This window comes from Acidovorax sp. LjRoot129 (genome assembly GCF_964253765.1).
GTDB lineage: Bacteria > Pseudomonadota > Gammaproteobacteria > Burkholderiales > Burkholderiaceae_C > Acidovorax.
The window spans coordinates 4,692,501-4,708,079 of record NZ_CAXUSE020000001.1 but is presented as its reverse complement, the minus strand read 5'-3'; the positions used below and the strand labels follow the sequence as shown (position 1 = coordinate 4,708,079).

The following is a 15,579-nucleotide window of genomic DNA, read 5'->3' as shown; positions in this document are numbered from 1 at the left end:
ACACCGGTAGCTTGTCATGTCCGCCCTCAATTCCCTCGCTGTCGCCGTCGAAGTGGCTTCGCGCAAACGCGACGACGCGCGCCAGGTGCTGCAAGACATCGTGGCGGCGCAGCAGGCGGCCCGCGCGCAGCTGGATCAATTGGAAGACTACGCCCGGGAAACCCAGGCGCGGTGGGGCATGAAAGCTGACACGGCGATGAAACCCGAGGTGATGTACCACCACTACCAGTTCATGGAGCGCCTGGGCCATGCGGCGGGTATGCAAACCGGCGTGGTCGGCGAGCATGCGAACCGCGTGGACGCTGCGCGCCGAGGCCTGCTGGAGGCGGAATTGCGGCTGGCAAGCCTGCGCAAGGTCATGGACAAGCGGCGCCATGACCTCGAAATGGCAGAAATGCGACGAGATCAGAAACAAACCGACGAGCGGGCTGCGCTGCAGTACCGCAACGCGACCCAGGCCTCTGCGGAGCGGGAGTATTGACCATGGAATCCAGCAAAATTTCTTCACCCCAGGGCACCCAGCCGGCGAACGCCGCGCGGTCCCGTTCCACCGCGCAGGGGGCAGACGCCAACAGCGGTGCGCCCACCGGCTTTCTTGCACTGCTGGCGGCGCTGGGGGATGCGGCGGAGGGCGGCGGCGTGCCTGTCGATTTGACGGCGACGCCTGAGGTCCTCCCGTCTGAGATGCTGTCCGCCGACGGCGCAAAAGAGGGATTGGATGCGGCGGCCTTGGCTGCTTGGCAGGGGCTTTTGCCGCAAACCCCCGGCATCCGGGTGGACGCCGCAGTGGGCCAAGGTGCCGCTTCGGGCGGTCTCGTCACGTTGCCGACGGCGCTTGCTGGCATTGACGGTTTGCCTCAAGGCCTGGTGGCGGAGACTGCCACGCTTGACGCGTCGACCGACTTGACCGGTGGGTTGGTGCCCCCCACAGGGTCCGCGCAGGGCAAGGCGTTTACGCGCATGCAAAGTGCGTTGGCTCAACGGGCGGATTCAGCCGAATCTGCTGGCGCGCGGTTGCGGGTTGGCGAGGCGGTACTGCTGCCATCGCAGGGGCATCTGACCGGGGCGATTGCCGCGTTGCAAGCGTCCAGTGAACGCATGGCAGGGGGCCTGCCCGGTGGCTCAGCTGCTGATCGCGGTGGCAATGGATCGGCAGGTGCTGTTTTGGATGGGGCGGGCGCAGTAGTGGCAGAAAATCTGTTGGCAGCCGTGGCTCCCTCAGGCAGCGCCAACGCGGCAGGAGGCGGCAGCCCTCGCTCTGGCGATGGACGTGCAGAGGGCGGCGCATGGTTTGACAGCGGAAGTCATCTCGGTGCGGAACCCATGGCCACTGACACCGCCACTGTGTTTACCGACCCGGCCCACGCCGGCAGGGAAGACCAGGTGTCTGAGCAGGTGTCGTACTGGATCAACCAGAAGACACAGAACGCGGAGCTCACGCTCAACCGTGACGGACAGGCCGTTGAGGTCTCGGTGTCCCTGTCCGGCAATGAAGCCCATGTGACTTTTCGTAGCGATCAACCGCAGACGCGCGAGTTGCTGGACAGGAGCATGGCGCAACTGAGTGAACTCCTGCGCAGTGAGGGGTTGGTTCTCTCAGGGATGTCGGTCGGTACGTCGGTGGGGCAACGTGATGGTGCTGCAGACTCGGAGCGGCAGGGCCAGCCGCGCCAAGGGGCGCGCCAGGCCCAAGTGGTAGCCGCAGCGCCCGTTGGCACGGGCTCGCTGTTGCGGAGTGGTTCGCCGGATCGTGCCGTGGATGTCTTTGTATGAGCCTGAATGTGTGGTGGGGTCTGGGCTGCGCCGCACACTGGGCCGCTGTGAAGATGCGCAGCGTGGCTTGCCCTGGCTTGATATGGCAGTCCGCCGGTCTAGCGTGGTGAATGCCGTGGTTTTGGCAGCTTATTCTGGCTATTATTGGTTGCAGCCTCGCCCAATAATGGGCCATCCGGTTTTGCTCGTCCACTGATTGCGCGGGCGCGGCCGGTCCCACCGCAAGGAAACCGATCGTGTCAGCGAATACCCCAGCCACCCCCGCCGCGGCGCCGGCCAAAAGCAAAAAGAGGCTCATCATCATCATCGGTGTGGTGGTGGCCGTGCTGGTGATGGGTGGCGGTGCAGCGGCGTGGCTCATCTCCAGCCGATCGCATGGCGACGAGGAAGAGGGCACGACCGCCGCGCGGAAAGAAGCACCCAAGATAGCTCCCACGTTCTTCCCCATGGAAAACATGGTGGTTAATCTTGCCGACCCCGGTGGAGACCGATTTGCCCAGATCGGCATCACCCTCGAATTGGAAGACGCTAAGACAGCCGAGCAAGTGAAGCTGTACTTGCCCACGATCCGCAGCGGTATTTTGATGCTGGTGTCCCAGCGGACTTCTGCAGAACTGCTGCAGCGGGAAGGCAAGGAGAAGCTGGCTTCGGACGTTCTGCGGGAGGTGTCGCGGCCACTGGGCTATGCGTTGCCGGCGGAGCGCGAGCGGACAAAACCAGCCGACAAGAACGAGGACGAGCGCAGCACCGCGCGCAGCCGCACCGAGCGCAGCCCGGTGCACCGTGTGCTTTTTTCAAGCTTCATCATCCAATGACCCCGGCAAGGACCAGTCATGAGTGATTCATTTCTTTCCCAGGAAGAAGTTGATGCCCTGCTCGAAGGGGTTACTGGCGAGAGCCAGAAATCCGTTGAGGAGGTAGCGGAGGCGGGCTCTGTCCGCAACTACGATATTTCGAGCCAGGAGCGCATCGTCCGGGGCCGCATGCCGACGATGGAAATCGTCAATGAACGGTTTGCGCGCAACTTCCGCATCGGGCTTTTCAACTTCATCCGCCGCAGCCCTGAGATATCGGTGGGCACGGTGTCCGTGCAAAGGTACAGCGCGTTCTTGCGTGAGTTGGCAGTTCCCACGAACTTCAACATCGTGGCCATCCGGCCTCTGCGCGGCAGCGGGCTGATCGTCTGCGAACCCTCATTGGTATTCGGCATCATCGACACGCTGTATGGTGGCGTAGGAAAGTTCCAGACGCGGATTGAAGGGCGTGATTTTTCCCCTACCGAGCAGCGCGTCATTAATCGGCTGGTCGATGTGATCTGCACCGAGTACAAAAAAGCGTGGCAGGGCATCTACCCGTTGGAGTTGGAATACCAACGGTCTGAGATGCAGCCGCAGTTCGCCAACATCGCGACGCCGAGCGAAATCGTGGTGTCCACGGCGTTCCAGCTCGAGATTGGCGACCTCTCGGGTGCGATCCACATTTGCATGCCGTATGCGACGCTGGAGCCGATTCGCGACGTGCTGTATTCCTCTACGCAGGGAGACTCCATCGAGGTGGACCGCCGCTGGGTGCGGGTGCTGACCCGCGAAATCCAGGCGGCCGAAGTCACCCTGGTGGCGGAGCTGGCACGCGCCGACGCCACCGTGGAGCAGTTGCTGGCGATGAAGCCGGGCGACTTTATCGAGCTCGACCGCGAGCCCCGCATTCGGGCGTCGATTGGTGGGGTACCCGTTTTTGAATGCCAGTACGGAACGCACAATTCCAAGTACGCCATTCGTATTGAGGAATGTCTGCGCAATGCCGACATGAGCTGGCTGGGAGAAAAAGATGTCAACTGAAGAAGATAACAAGGACGGTGCCGCTGACGACCCGTTCGCGGGCTGGGCCGAGGCACTTGAAGAGCAGAAGCGCACCGACGACAAGCCTGGTGAGGCGGAGCAGGGCGGCCCGTTGTCCGGCGATCCCGTGCGCCCTTTTTCGGGCGCAGGCGACGGTACGGTCAACGACATCAACATGGTGCTGGACATCCCTGTCCAGCTCTCGGTGGAGCTGGGCCGCACCAAGGTGCCGATCAAGTACATCCTTCAACTAGCTCAGGGCTCGGTCGTGGAACTTGACGCACTCGCTGGCGAGCCCATGGACGTGCTGGTGAACGGGTATCTCATCGCCCAGGGCGAAGTGGTCGTGGTGAACGACAAATTCGGCATCCGTCTGACCGACGTGGTAACTCCGTCCGAGCGGTTAAGGCGGGTCAGCCGTGGATAGTGGCAGCATGACCCAGACGCTGGTCGTGGTCGTCCTTTTTGTGGGCGCCATGGCCCTGTTGCCGTGGCTCGTGCGCCGCGTGCAGCAGCGCCATGCAGCGGGTAGCCCGGGTAGTGTCGGCGTTGCGTCGCGCGTGCTTTCAGCGGTGGCCGTGGGCCCGCAGCAGCGCGTGGTTACGGTGGAAGTGGGCCCTGAGCACGCGCGGACATGGCTGGTGCTGGGGGTGACCGCCCAGCAGGTGAGCTGCCTGCATGTGCTGCCTGTGGCGCCACCGGTCGCCCCGCCCGCAGTTATCAGGGCAGATCCACTGTTCGCGCAAGAGATGGCGACAGCTGCCAAGGCCCCGGAGAGCGCTTCCCATGTTTAACCCGTCCGTGGTGCGCCGATGGGCGTTGGCAGGCGCGATGGTTGCGGTGGGCGCTGCGGTGCATGGCTCAGTGTTCGCGCAGGCTGCGCCCGCTGGGGGGGCGCTGCCGTTGGTCGTAGGCAGCGGACCTGCGGGCAACAGCTATTCGGTCCCCATTCAGACGCTGCTGTTTTTTACAGCAATGTCCTTCCTGCCGGCGGTGCTGCTCATGATGACGGGTTTCACGCGCATCGTGATCGTTCTGTCGCTCTTGCGGCAAGCTTTGGGGACCCAGTCGGCGCCGCCCAACCAGGTCATCATCGGCCTGTCGTTGTTTCTCACTTTTTTTGTGATGGGCCCGACGCTGGACCGGGTGTACCAAGACGCCTATTTGCCGTACACCACCAACGCCATCAGTTTTGAGCAGGCACTACAAAAGGCGGAGGCGCCGATGCGCAGCTTCATGCTCAAGCAGACCCGACAGTCGGATTTCGCACTTTTCTCTCGGTTGGCGCGATTGGATTCCAACGTGACTGCTGAGACTGCCCCGCTCCGGGTTCTCGTGCCTGCGTTTGTTACCAGCGAGCTGAAGTCCGCTTTCCAGATCGGGTTCATGATCTTCATTCCGTTTCTGGTGATCGATATGGTGGTGTCGAGCATCCTCATGTCGTTGGGCATGATGATGTTGTCCCCTGTGCTTGTCGCGTTGCCGTTCAAGCTCATGTTGTTTGTGCTGGCGGACGGTTGGAACCTGCTGATCGGATCTCTCGCGGCCAGCTTCGTGCCCTGAAGGAGTCTGCAATGACCTCGCAAATGGTGCTGACAATCGGGCGCGACGCCCTGACGCTGCTGCTGATGATCTCCATGCCCGTACTCGGCGTCGTGATGGCAGTGGGTTTGGTCGTGAGCATTTTTCAGGCGGTGACGCAGATCCACGAAGCGACACTGGCTTTTGTACCCAAGTTGATCGCTGCAATGGTGGTCTTCGCAATCGCCGGTCCCTGGATGTTGAGCACCTTGGTGGATTTCATCCGAAGAACCATCGAGTCCATTCCGTCGATGATTGGCTAGTCGCGAAGCGCGGCGGGCGGCTGGCCACCAGCCGCGGTTCTTTCGCTCGGCTCCTTGTTACTCGTTGAGGACAGCTTGATTACTTTCTCGGAAGCACAGTTGATGGCATGGCTGTCGCCCATCCTGTGGCCTTTCCTGCGGGTGTTGGCGGTTTTTTCAGTCGCGCCTGTGTTCTCCATGCGGGCAGTGCCGATGCGCGTCAAGGTGGGCTTGGCTTTTCTGGTGGCGTTGTGCGCGCAAGGCGTCCTGGTCGACCAGCCCGTCATCAACATCAACGGACGCGAGGCTTTTGGCGCTGTTGCGCAGCAGGTGGCGGTGGGGCTCGCCATTGGTTTTTCCGTGCGGCTGGTGTTCGCTGCAGTCGAGCTGGCGGGTGAGCTCATTGGGCTGCAGATGGGGCTCAATTTCGCTTCGTTTTTCGATCCCTCATCCAATGCGCAAATCAGTGCCGTGGCGCGTTTTTTTGGCCACATGTCCATGCTGCTTTTTGTGGTGATCAACGGTCACTTGCTGATCCTGATGGCCGTGGTCAAGAGTTTTGACCGGTTTCCGGTTAATGGGAATTTTCTGCAGGCACTGGGGCAGATGCGGCTGTATGAATTGGGCGCATCGCTGTTCTCCAGCGCATTGTGGATCGCCTTGCCGATGATTGCGCTGCTGCTGTTCGTGAATCTGACGTTGGGCATCATCTCGCGGGTCGCGCCGCAAATGAACATCTATTCGGTGGGTTTCCCCGTCACGCTCACGGTTGGCATGCTGGGAATCGTGGCCACGCTCCCGCTGCTGGAGCAACCGGTGCTGGCCTTGATGCAGCAGGCGGTGGATCTATTTTCCCTTCAGAGGTGAAGGGCTTCGACCAAGCTCAGACCAACTGGTTGCGAATTGCGTAGACCGTCAGTTCTGCGTTGTTGGAGAGCTTGAGCTTTTCCAGTACGCGTGAACGGTAAACGCTTACCGTCTTCGGGCTCAGCATGAGTTCCTCGGCGATGTCCGAAAGCCTGCGGCCCGAGGCGATCTTGACCAGTGTCTGCAGCTCCCGCTCGGACAAGGTCGTATGTGGCGCCTCCGGAGTGGGCTGCGCCAGGCTGTCTGCCAGCATCTGTGCAACTTCCGCAGTGAGGTACTTTCGCCCTTGCATGACGGTCCGCACAGCAGCGATCAGCTCGACGGGATCTCCAGCTTTGTTCGCGTACCCCTGTGCGCCGGCCTTCAAACAGCGCAGGGCGTATTGATCTTCGGGATACATCGACACCACGAGCACCTTGATGGCCGAATGGGTTTCGCGCAGGCTCGTCAGCACTTCGAGGCCGCTGCGGCCCGGCATGTTCAGGTCCAACAGCAGAACGTCGCAAGCCGCGCTGCGCAGGACTTCGCGAAGCTCTGAATATCCGCCAGCTTCCCCGGTCACCTGAATGTCGGGCGCGTCTGCCAAGGTGTCGCGTATTCCGCGCCGAAGGACGGCATGGTCATCGCACAAGACCACATGAATCACGGCATCTCCTGGGACTGTGGTGGGGATGATGTTAGCGGTACCGACAGTATGACGGAGGTGCCGTGGCCGGGTCGGCTGCTGATATCCAGCCAGCCCCCCACCGTGCGGGCTCTCTCTTGCAGGCCTTTGAGTCCGAAGGCCTTGGGCTTGTCGAGCATTGCGGGGTCAATACCCCGGCCGTCGTCGGTCACCTCCAGCGTCAGCACGCCTTCGGTGTCGGACAGCTCGATGCGCACGGTGCTGGGATGGGCGTGCTTCGCGATATTGGTCAGGGCTTCCTGCGCAGTTCGATAGGCCACCAGCTGCACGTCTGCCGCGACCTGCACGGTCTCACTGCTGCTCAATACCCGCGCGGGTATGCCCGAGCGCCGCTCGAAGCCCGCCGCGAGCCATTGGACCGCTGCCACCAGCCCCTGCTCAAGAATGGGAGGGCGCAGGTTCATCATGATGCGCTGGCTGGCACCAATGGCGTGCTGCAGCATTTCCGCGGCGGAAGCTGCATGGTCTTGCATCTCGGGGTCTGTGCTGTGGCGTCCGATCCACGCCACATCGAACCGTACGGCAGTCAAAGCGCCACCGATATCGTCGTGGATCTCACGGGCGATGGAGGCGCGCTCTTGTTCGATCGACGTTTGCAGATGCTCTGTCAATTCAGCAAGGCTGCGCTCCGATGCCTGCAGCTGCGCGACGGCCTGTTCGCGCGCTTGTCTGGCATCGTGGACCTCCAGGGCCCGTGCGATGACGTGAGGCAGGCGTTGAAGGTCGTCCTTTAGCAGGTAGTCCGCAATGCCCAGGCGGATGGCATCCACAGCGGCCGCTTCACCAATAGCCCCTGAAAGAAGCACAAAAGGGGGGTGCTGCGGTTTTTGCGCCACATGTGACCAAGCGTCCAGCGCAGTGAAGCCCGGCAGGCGGTAATCTGCCAGGATGATGTCAAAGGGCTCGTGATCAGTGAGATGCTGGAATTCAGAGAGCGAATCCACCCGGCGAAGGTTGCAATGGAGCCCTGCTCGGCGCAGTACCAGGGCGGTCAGCTGATGATCTGCCAGGGAATCTTCAAGATGCAGGATGCTGAGGGTCTGGTCTGATGCTATGGTGACCATAGGAGCGCTATCATAGGATACAAATTGGAACAAACAAGGGTGTTTTTCCGACTGGGATGATTTCAGCGTCAGCGTCCAATGGACATCAATCCCACGCCGTCCGCAAGCTTCCGTGCTTGTACCGGAGGATCGTAGTCCCGTGTTATTTGGCGTGCTTTTACTGCTGCGTGCCGCGATGGAGAAACGATGCAATCTACGCTAACAACGTCTGGAGGACCTGCAGTCCAGGTTCCCGTCATGGTTGCGGCAGAGCTGCAGGATTCGTTGCTGGTCGTGATGCATGACCTGCACCGGTTGGAGGGGTTGCTCAACCACGCCACAGACAATTTGTTGGAGCGCTTTGGAGAGGCCAATGCGGTACTGACAGATGCTGCCGTGGCCGATTCTCCGCAGTTGGTGGCTGCCCGCGTGGCGCTGCGCTGCGCTGTGACGGAATTGCAGTTTCAGGACATGGCGTCACAGTTGATCTGGCATACCACCAAGGTGCTTCAAGGGTGCGCTTTTCGCTTAGCCTCCGAAGCCATGGGCAGCGAGGATGGCGAAGAAGCCGCCCCGTTTGCCGAGATGGCACCCGACCGGCCCAACCCCGTAACGCAAAGCGAGATGGATGCGGGTTCTGTAGACCTGTTTTGACCTTCCCATCGCTGGTTATTCAAACTATTCAAGTCAGTTGGAGCCTTACATGCAATCGATCCTCGCCGTAGACGACTCACCGTCCATGCGCAAAATGGTGGCGTTCACTCTCACCGGTGCCGGCTATCACGTCGTAGAAGCGGTGGATGGGCAGGATGCCTTGGAAAAGGCCGAAACCCATGAGATCCATCTTGTGCTTGCGGATCAGAACATGCCACGGCTTGATGGGATCGGGCTGACACGCAAGCTCCGGGAAAATCCAAAATTCAAGACGATCCCCATCCTGATTCTGACCACCGAGTCGAGCGATCAGATGAAGCAAGCTGGGCGGACTGCAGGAGCCACCGGCTGGCTGGTCAAACCGTTCGATCCCAACCGCCTTATCGAAGTCATCCAGAAAGTGATCCGCTGAGTCGGGTTGCCAGGATCACAACGTTTACAGGAGCCCACGATGGCGGATACCCACCAAGAATCAGGCGCAGGTGCTGACTTCGACCTGAGTCAGTTCTATCAGATCTTTTTCGAGGAGGCGGGCGAGAACCTCGATCAGATGGAGCAGATGCTTCTGGACCTGGATCTGAGCAGCGCTGACGACGAAGAACTCAACGGCATCTTCCGATGTGCCCATTCGATCAAAGGCGGATCAGCCACGTTCGGCTTTGCGGACGTCGCGGAATTGACGCACCAGATGGAGTCCTTGCTGGACCGCTTGCGCCGGCATGAACTTCAGCCCATTCCCCAAATGGTGGACGTGCTGCTCGAATCCGCTGACGCGTCGCGCAGCCTTCTGGCTCGCCACCAGGCGGGCGGCCAAGGAGAGGCGGTCTCGACCACGGCCCTGGTCCGTCGCATCAGTGAATTGGCGGCCGGTCAGGTACCAGGCGACATGCCCGCAGCGGCGCCTGCGCCCTCCGCCCCCCCCGCGCCAGCGCCCCAAGTAGCCGCTGCGCCTGCTGCCAGGCCGGTGACACCCGCTGTGGCGGGCCAAGCGCGCGCGCTCGAGATTCAAATTGGTCCGCTGGACCGTCTTGAGCAGGCCGACGCCATCAAGGAGTTGTTCCGCGACATTCCTGGTCTCGGTGCGATCCGGGACATTGAAAGCCGAGAGCCGAATACGCGCTTGTTTGCGGTGGAGACGACCTCCACCAACGATGACCTGCTGGACTTGTTTGCCTTTCACGTGTCCAAGGACCAGGTGGTCATTCGCGACACGGCGGCGGGCGACGCTGAGGCGGATGATGAGGCCGTCTCAGCCGGCGACATCGCTTCCGGCGAAGCTTACGGTTTCTTTAGCGATGCCCCTGGCGCCCCGGGCTCTGAAGCGCCCCCATCAGCTGCCCAAACGGCCGTACCTGTCCAGAAAGCGCCCAAGGCTGCCGAGCCCAAAGTGGCGGCCCAGGCGCAGATGGAATCCACCACCATCCGCGTGGATGTGAAAAAGGTCGACCAGCTCATCAATCTGGTGGGCGAACTGGTGATCACGCAGGCCATGCTGGCGCAGAACAGCCGGGGGTTGGATGCGGGCGCATACCAGCAATTGCTGGCTGGGCTGGCGGACCTCGATCGCAATACCCGCGATCTGCAGGAATCGGTCATGTCGATCCGCATGATTCCCATGTCGATCGTCTTCAGCCGCTTCCCCCGCATGCTGCGTGACCTGGCCAACAAACTGGGCAAGAAGGTGGAGCTGGTGACACTTGGCGAAGCGACCGAGCTCGACAAGGGGCTGGTTGAAAAAATCACCGATCCGCTGACGCACCTGGTGCGCAACAGTTGCGACCATGGGATCGAGATGCCCGCGGACCGTTTGGCCAAGGGCAAACCCGAACTGGGCACCATTACTTTGTCGGCCTCGCACCAGGGCGGCTCCATCGTCATCGAAGTGCGTGACGATGGCCGGGGCTTGTCGCGCGAGAAGATCCTTGTCAAAGCCCAGGAGCGGGGCCTTGAGGTGTCGGATCAGATGACCGACGCTGAGGTGTGGCAGCTGATCTTTGCGCCCGGGTTCTCCACAGCCGACGAGGTGACGGATGTCTCGGGACGCGGTGTCGGAATGGATGTGGTCAAGCGCAACATCGCCGCGCTCAATGGCTCGGTCGAGATCGACTCAGCCGAGGGCTACGGCATGAAGGTGTCGGTGCGGCTGCCTCTGACGCTGGCCATCATGGACGGGATGTCCGTGGGCGTGAGCGATGAGGTCTACATTCTTCCGCTGTCTTCGGTCGTGGAATCGTTCCAGGTCAAATCGGACGATGTCAGCACAGTGGCTCAGGGGTCGCAACTCGTCAAGGTACGAGACGAGTACATGCCGGTCATTGCGCTCGAGAAAATCTTCCAGGTTCCCCGTTTCGATCCGAACAAGTCGAGCAACATCATGGTGGTGGTCGAGGCGGACGGCAGCCGCGTTGCGCTGCTGGTCGACGAACTGCTGGGCCAGCATCAAGTGGTGGTCAAGAACCTCGAATCCAATTACCGCAAGGTTCCTAACGTATCAGGGGCCACCATCTTGGGCGACGGCACGGTCGCGCTCATTCTGGACACGGGCGGCTTGGTGCGGCGGGCGCGCCATTAGATTCAGGCGCTGCGCCTCCAGGGCGTGGCGCTGTCATGTAAGGAGAATGCACCATGAGTGTGATGGGTAAAACTGCAGAGGCCGTGCCAACGGGCACTCGCGAATATCTGACGTTCCGCCTGGACCAGGAAGAGTACGGGATCGATATCCTGAAGGTGCAGGAAATTCGCGGCTACGAGCCGCCCACGCGGATTGCGAATGCCCCCAACTTCATCAAAGGTGTGGTGAATCTGCGCGGCACGATCGTGCCGATCGTGGACATGCGGCTCAAGTTCAACTGCGCGCAGGCGGACTACAACAGCTTCACGGTGGTGATCATCCTGAATCTCCGCAACCGGGTCGTAGGGATCGTGGTTGACTCCGTGAGCGATGTGATGGAACTCACGCCGGAGAGCATCCGCTCGGCCCCAGATATCGAAAGCGCCATCGACAACAGCTGCATTCTGGGCCTGGGGTCTGTGGGTGAACGCATGCTGATCCTGCTGGACATTGAGAAGCTCATGTCCGGCGTTGATATGGGGCTGGCGACCGCCGACGAATAGCGCTCAACCGTCACCAAAGTGGTGGATCCAGCGCTCGTACTGCGGTGCAGGCGCGGCTTACAGATCTCTTGGAGCGAACAAGACTTCCCGTCTGACGATCAATATGGCCCAACCCACCAGTGCGCCTTCTACTGCCCGGCCATCCGCTGCCCGGGCAGACTCAGCCTACGCTGCGGCGCCGGCTGGGCCTTTGGCTCAGGGCCGCGAGTTTGTCTGGACCAACGCCGACTTTGCGCGGGTGCAAGCGTTGATCTATCAGCGCGCTGGCATCAGCTTGCACGATGGCAAACATGCCATGGTGTACAGCCGCCTGTCGCGCCGGTTGCGTGATACGGGGCACAGCAGTTTTCACGACTATCTTGGATGGCTTGGGACGCACGATGGCCCGGAGTGGCAAGAATTCATCAATGCGCTCACCACGAATCTCACGGCGTTTTTCCGCGAGCAGCACCACTTTGAGATCTTTGCCTCGCACCTGCGAAGCCAGCCCTCGAACAACTGGCGTGTGTGGTGCAACGCCGCGTCCACCGGGGAAGAGCCCTATTCCATCGTCATCACGGCGCTGGAATCGCTAGGCGCCAACGCCTCCTTCAAGCTCACTGCCAGCGATATCGACTCCAAGGTGCTCGCGACCGCCGGGCAGGGGGTCTATCGCCTCGATGGCCTCAAAGGCCTGAGCCCCGAGCGCTTGCAAAAGTTCTTTCTGCGCGGAAAAGGCGGAAACCTGGGCATGGTTCGCGCAAAGCCTGAGCTGAGGCGCGCAATCGACTTCATGAGCGTGAACCTCATTCGCGACGACTGGCCTTTCAAGGAGCCTTTCGATGTGGTTTTCTGCCGCAACGTGATGATTTACTTTGATGCAGCCACGCAAAGGCGGGTGCTGGAGCGGATCCACAGGGTGCTGAAACCCGGCGGCATGCTGTTTGTAGGGCATGCCGAAAATTTCAGCGAGTCTAGAGACCTGTTTACGCTTCGCGGCAAGACGGTGTACGAGCGTCGCTGACCCGCCATGTTGCCCCGCACCTAGCACCCATGACCAACATTCCAACCGGACCCACCCCCTCTTTGGCTGCCGCTGCTTCCGGCGCGTCCGAGCGGCGCCGGGCTCCTCGCATTGCGCCCCTGAGTGCGGACATCTATTCCACGGGCACCGGCCCGGCGCGGGAGTCGTCGCTGACGGAACTCAAAGCGCGCAGCCGCAAGCCCGGCGAGGCGTCGTTCTTCTATCTGGACCACCACTTCCAGCACAACGCTGTCAAAGTTCTCCCCGGCGAGTATTTCGTTGGCGACGAAAGCATGGTGATCATGACGGTGCTGGGCTCGTGCATCGCGGCCTGCCTGTGGGACAGCCGCGCACGGGTCGGCGGAATGAACCATTTCATGCTGCCTGACGGTGACGTGGGCGACTCTTCGGGGCGCTATGGCTCGTACGCCATGGAATTGCTGATCAATGAAATGCTCAAGGTGGGCGCCCGCCGGGAAACCATGCAGGCCAAGATTTTTGGCGGAGCCCAGGTCATGGCCAACTTCACGACCATGAATGTTGGCGAGCGCAACACCAACTTTGTTCTGAACTACCTGCACACGGAGCGCATTCCCATCGTTTCCGAGGATGTCCTGGATATTTACCCGCGCAAGGTGGTTTTTTTCCCCGTGACTGGCAAAGCCATGGTCAAGCGGCTGGCCCATGCACATCCTGAAGCCCTCGTGGCGCAGGAGGTCAAGGGCAATGCGGCGACGGTGGCGAAGACGACCTTGGGTGGTTCTGTCGATCTGTTTTGAAGAGGGTGCGAGTTAATGAGCAGGAAAATCCGGGTGATCGTGGTGGACGATTCGGCGCTGGTCCGTAGTCTGCTGTCGGAGATCATCAACCGGCAGCGGGACATGGAGTGCATCGGCACGGCCAATGATCCCTTGATAGCGCGCGAGATGATCCGCGAACTCAACCCCGATGTCATCACGTTGGACGTGGAAATGCCGCGCATGGACGGCATCGATTTCCTCGGCCGCCTGATGCGCCTGCGGCCGATGCCCGTAGTCATGATCTCGACGCTGACAGAGCGCGGCACCGAGGTCACGATGAAGGCACTGGAGCTGGGCGCCGTTGATTTTGTGGCCAAGCCACGCGTCGGTCTGGCGAGCGGTCTCAACGACCTGGCCACGCAAATCGTCGACAAAATCAGGGTGGCTGCGGTCGCGCAGGTTCGCCGTGCGCCTGCGCGCGACGCTGCGCCTGCCGGTGGCGGCGCGGGCAGTGCAGGTTCTACAGCGCCCCCTTCGGCACTCCTGGGCCGTCTTTCTACCGAGAAGCTGATTTGCATCGGCGCATCCACGGGCGGCACAGAGGCTATCAAGGAGGTGCTGGTGCACATGCCTGCGGATTCGCCAGCCATTGTCATCACCCAGCACATGCCCTCGGGTTTCACGACCAGTTTTGCGGCGCGGTTGAATGGCCTCTGCCAGATTACGGTGAAGGAAGCGGCGAACGGTGAACGCATCTTGCCCGGCCACGCCTACATCGCCCCGGGTGGTACACAGTTTCATGTGGCGCGCAGCGGTGCCAACTACGTCGCCGTCGTCGACGATGGTCCTCCGGTGAATCGCCACAAACCCTCTGTCGAGGTGCTGTTCAAGTCAGCTGCGGCAGTGGTCGGGCGCAACGCGTTCGGCATCATGCTCACCGGTATGGGGAATGACGGCGCGGCCGCGATGCGAGAGATGAAGGATGCTGGCAGCTACAACTACGTGCAGGACGAGGCCAGCTGCATCGTGTTCGGCATGCCACGCGAGGCCATCGCGCACGGAGCTGCAGATGAGGTTTTGCCGCTGGGGCAGATCGCACCGGCGTTGATTGCGCGCCTGCGCGGTGCGACGGATCGGCTGCACCATCGAATTTGATGATGTGTGTGCCTAACGTTGGGGTGGCGGGTAACAGCGGGCCCGAGCGCTGTAGCCTGAGCGGCCCGCGTGGTGCCAGCGGGCGACCAAGCCGTCAACCACTCAGTCAGACAAAGCTGTCCAACGTTCCAACGCCCCCATCAGTTCGTCCTCGATGACGCTTGCCCTGGCGGTCAGTACTGCAGCGCGTGCGGGGTCTGTGCTGTACAAGCTCCCGTCGGCCAATGCGCTTTGTAGCTCTTGCTGCTCTTTTTCCAGTGCAGCAATCGAAGCCGGCAACTGGTCCAACTCACGTTGCTCTTTGTAGCTGCGCTTCTTTTTTGATAGCAATTCAGGCTTATTAGGTAAGCGCTGGGCCAGATTTTCGTCTGAATTTTCTTTGCCCGGCCGCACTGGGGACGTACTCGACGCCTGGAGCGCCCGGCTGCGCTTGGACTGCAAGAGCCAGTCTTGCACGCCACCTTCGTACTCCCGCCACAGGCCATTGCCTTCGAAGGCAATCGTGCTAGTGACCACGTTGTCGAGGAAGGTCCGGTCGTGGCTTACGAGAAAGACCGTGCCTTCGTAGTTCTCGAGCAATTCCTCCAACAGATCGAGCGTGTCGATATCGAGGTCGTTGGTCGGTTCGTCCAGCACCAGCACATTCGCCGGCCGGGCAAACAGCCGCGCCAGCAGGAGGCGGTTGCGCTCGCCACCCGACAGGGAGCGGACGGGGGAGTGCGCGCGTGCTGGTGAAAACAGGAAATCGCTCAAGTAGCTTTTGACGTGCTTGCGCTGATTTCCGATTTCAATCCACTCGCTGCCGGGGCTGATGAAGTCCTCAAGGGTTGCATCCAGATTCACGGCGTGGCGCATCTGGTCGAAATACGCAACCTGCAGGTTGG

The 15,579-nt window shown here is 61.2% G+C and carries 19 protein-coding genes (1 of these 19 cut by a window edge); 16 read left to right on the top strand and 3 right to left on the bottom strand.

The window, feature by feature from the left end; genetic code table 11:
* The first annotated feature begins 16 nt into the window (after positions 1–16).
* From fliJ to fliR, 9 genes are all read left to right on the top strand, one after another.
* Positions 17–481 carry a flagellar export protein FliJ gene (fliJ, locus tag ACSQ3Q_RS21465; protein WP_436136346.1) on the top strand — a complete coding sequence of 155 codons (465 nt, stop codon included), beginning with the start codon at positions 17–19 and terminating at the stop codon, positions 479–481.
* Positions 482–483: 2 nt separating this feature from the next.
* Positions 484–1,773 (top strand): flagellar hook-length control protein FliK, encoded by a 1,290-nt coding sequence (locus tag ACSQ3Q_RS21460; RefSeq protein WP_436136345.1) that lies wholly within the window; start codon positions 484–486, stop codon positions 1,771–1,773.
* A 236-nt stretch (positions 1,774–2,009) separates the two neighbouring features.
* The gene (locus ACSQ3Q_RS21455; RefSeq protein WP_436136344.1) at positions 2,010–2,588 is read left to right on the top strand and encodes a flagellar basal body-associated FliL family protein; all 579 of its coding nucleotides are present in this window, start codon (positions 2,010–2,012) and stop codon (positions 2,586–2,588) included.
* An 18-nt stretch (positions 2,589–2,606) separates the two neighbouring features.
* Positions 2,607–3,611 carry a flagellar motor switch protein FliM gene (gene fliM / locus ACSQ3Q_RS21450; protein WP_436136343.1) on the top strand — a complete coding sequence of 335 codons (1,005 nt, stop codon included), beginning with the start codon at positions 2,607–2,609 and terminating at the stop codon, positions 3,609–3,611.
* On the top strand, positions 3,601–4,038 hold the full coding sequence (gene fliN, locus ACSQ3Q_RS21445) for a flagellar motor switch protein FliN (protein WP_436136342.1): 438 nt from the start codon (positions 3,601–3,603) through the stop codon (positions 4,036–4,038). The genes fliM and fliN overlap by 11 nt, the downstream gene beginning before the upstream one ends.
* Positions 4,039–4,045: 7 nt before the next feature.
* On the top strand, positions 4,046–4,405 hold the full coding sequence (locus tag ACSQ3Q_RS21440; protein ID WP_436136341.1) for a FliO/MopB family protein: 360 nt from the start codon (positions 4,046–4,048) through the stop codon (positions 4,403–4,405).
* A gap of 37 nt (positions 4,406–4,442) precedes the next feature.
* Complete coding sequence (fliP, locus tag ACSQ3Q_RS21435; RefSeq protein WP_436136340.1) at positions 4,443–5,174, top strand: flagellar type III secretion system pore protein FliP; 732 nt, start codon at positions 4,443–4,445, stop codon at positions 5,172–5,174.
* Between the two features lie 11 nt (positions 5,175–5,185).
* Complete coding sequence (gene fliQ, locus ACSQ3Q_RS21430; RefSeq protein WP_436136339.1) at positions 5,186–5,455, top strand: flagellar biosynthesis protein FliQ; 270 nt, start codon at positions 5,186–5,188, stop codon at positions 5,453–5,455.
* Positions 5,456–5,530: 75 nt separating this feature from the next.
* Positions 5,531–6,301: a flagellar biosynthetic protein FliR gene (gene fliR / locus ACSQ3Q_RS21425; protein ID WP_436136338.1), complete on the top strand. Its 771-nt coding sequence runs from the start codon at positions 5,531–5,533 to the stop codon at positions 6,299–6,301.
* Between the two features lie 16 nt (positions 6,302–6,317).
* Here fliR and ACSQ3Q_RS21420 read toward each other — a convergent pair whose 3' ends face one another.
* Together ACSQ3Q_RS21420 and ACSQ3Q_RS21415 are read right to left on the bottom strand one after the other, a co-directional pair.
* Positions 6,318–6,947, bottom strand: coding sequence for a response regulator (locus ACSQ3Q_RS21420; RefSeq protein WP_436136337.1), 630 nt, complete (start codon positions 6,945–6,947; stop codon positions 6,318–6,320).
* The gene (locus ACSQ3Q_RS21415; RefSeq protein WP_436136336.1) at positions 6,944–8,050 is read right to left on the bottom strand and encodes an ATP-binding protein; all 1,107 of its coding nucleotides are present in this window, start codon (positions 8,048–8,050) and stop codon (positions 6,944–6,946) included. The genes ACSQ3Q_RS21420 and ACSQ3Q_RS21415 overlap by 4 nt, the downstream gene beginning before the upstream one ends.
* Positions 8,051–8,236: 186 nt before the next feature.
* On the opposite strand from ACSQ3Q_RS21415, the gene ACSQ3Q_RS21410 reads away from it, so the two are divergent.
* The 7 genes from ACSQ3Q_RS21410 to ACSQ3Q_RS21380 all read left to right on the top strand — a co-directional run bounded on the left by ACSQ3Q_RS21410 (position 8,237) and on the right by ACSQ3Q_RS21380 (position 14,695).
* A complete protein-coding gene (locus tag ACSQ3Q_RS21410) occupies positions 8,237–8,683 on the top strand; it encodes a hypothetical protein (RefSeq protein WP_436136335.1) in 447 nt (148 codons plus the stop codon).
* Between the two features lie 49 nt (positions 8,684–8,732).
* On the top strand, positions 8,733–9,095 hold the full coding sequence (locus ACSQ3Q_RS21405; protein WP_436136334.1) for a response regulator: 363 nt from the start codon (positions 8,733–8,735) through the stop codon (positions 9,093–9,095).
* A gap of 39 nt (positions 9,096–9,134) precedes the next feature.
* Complete coding sequence (locus ACSQ3Q_RS21400; RefSeq protein ID WP_436136333.1) at positions 9,135–11,255, top strand: chemotaxis protein CheW; 2,121 nt, start codon at positions 9,135–9,137, stop codon at positions 11,253–11,255.
* Between the two features lie 53 nt (positions 11,256–11,308).
* Entirely contained in the window at positions 11,309–11,797 is a 489-nt protein-coding gene (locus tag ACSQ3Q_RS21395; RefSeq protein ID WP_436136332.1) for a chemotaxis protein CheW, read from the top strand.
* A gap of 103 nt (positions 11,798–11,900) precedes the next feature.
* Positions 11,901–12,800: a CheR family methyltransferase gene (locus ACSQ3Q_RS21390; RefSeq protein ID WP_436137049.1), complete on the top strand. Its 900-nt coding sequence runs from the start codon at positions 11,901–11,903 to the stop codon at positions 12,798–12,800.
* 29 nt (positions 12,801–12,829) lie between these two features.
* The gene (gene cheD, locus ACSQ3Q_RS21385) at positions 12,830–13,579 is read left to right on the top strand and encodes a chemoreceptor glutamine deamidase CheD (protein ID WP_436136331.1); all 750 of its coding nucleotides are present in this window, start codon (positions 12,830–12,832) and stop codon (positions 13,577–13,579) included.
* Positions 13,580–13,594: 15 nt separating this feature from the next.
* The gene (locus ACSQ3Q_RS21380; protein WP_436136330.1) at positions 13,595–14,695 is read left to right on the top strand and encodes a protein-glutamate methylesterase/protein-glutamine glutaminase; all 1,101 of its coding nucleotides are present in this window, start codon (positions 13,595–13,597) and stop codon (positions 14,693–14,695) included.
* Positions 14,696–14,797: 102 nt separating this feature from the next.
* On the opposite strand, the gene ACSQ3Q_RS21375 is transcribed toward ACSQ3Q_RS21380, so the two are convergent.
* Positions 14,798–15,579: the final stretch of an ATP-binding cassette domain-containing protein gene (locus ACSQ3Q_RS21375; protein WP_436136329.1), read on the bottom strand. 1,117 nt of this gene lie beyond the right edge of the window; the window shows 782 of its 1,899 coding nt (coding positions 1,118–1,899); the start codon falls outside the window, past its right edge; it ends in the stop codon at positions 14,798–14,800.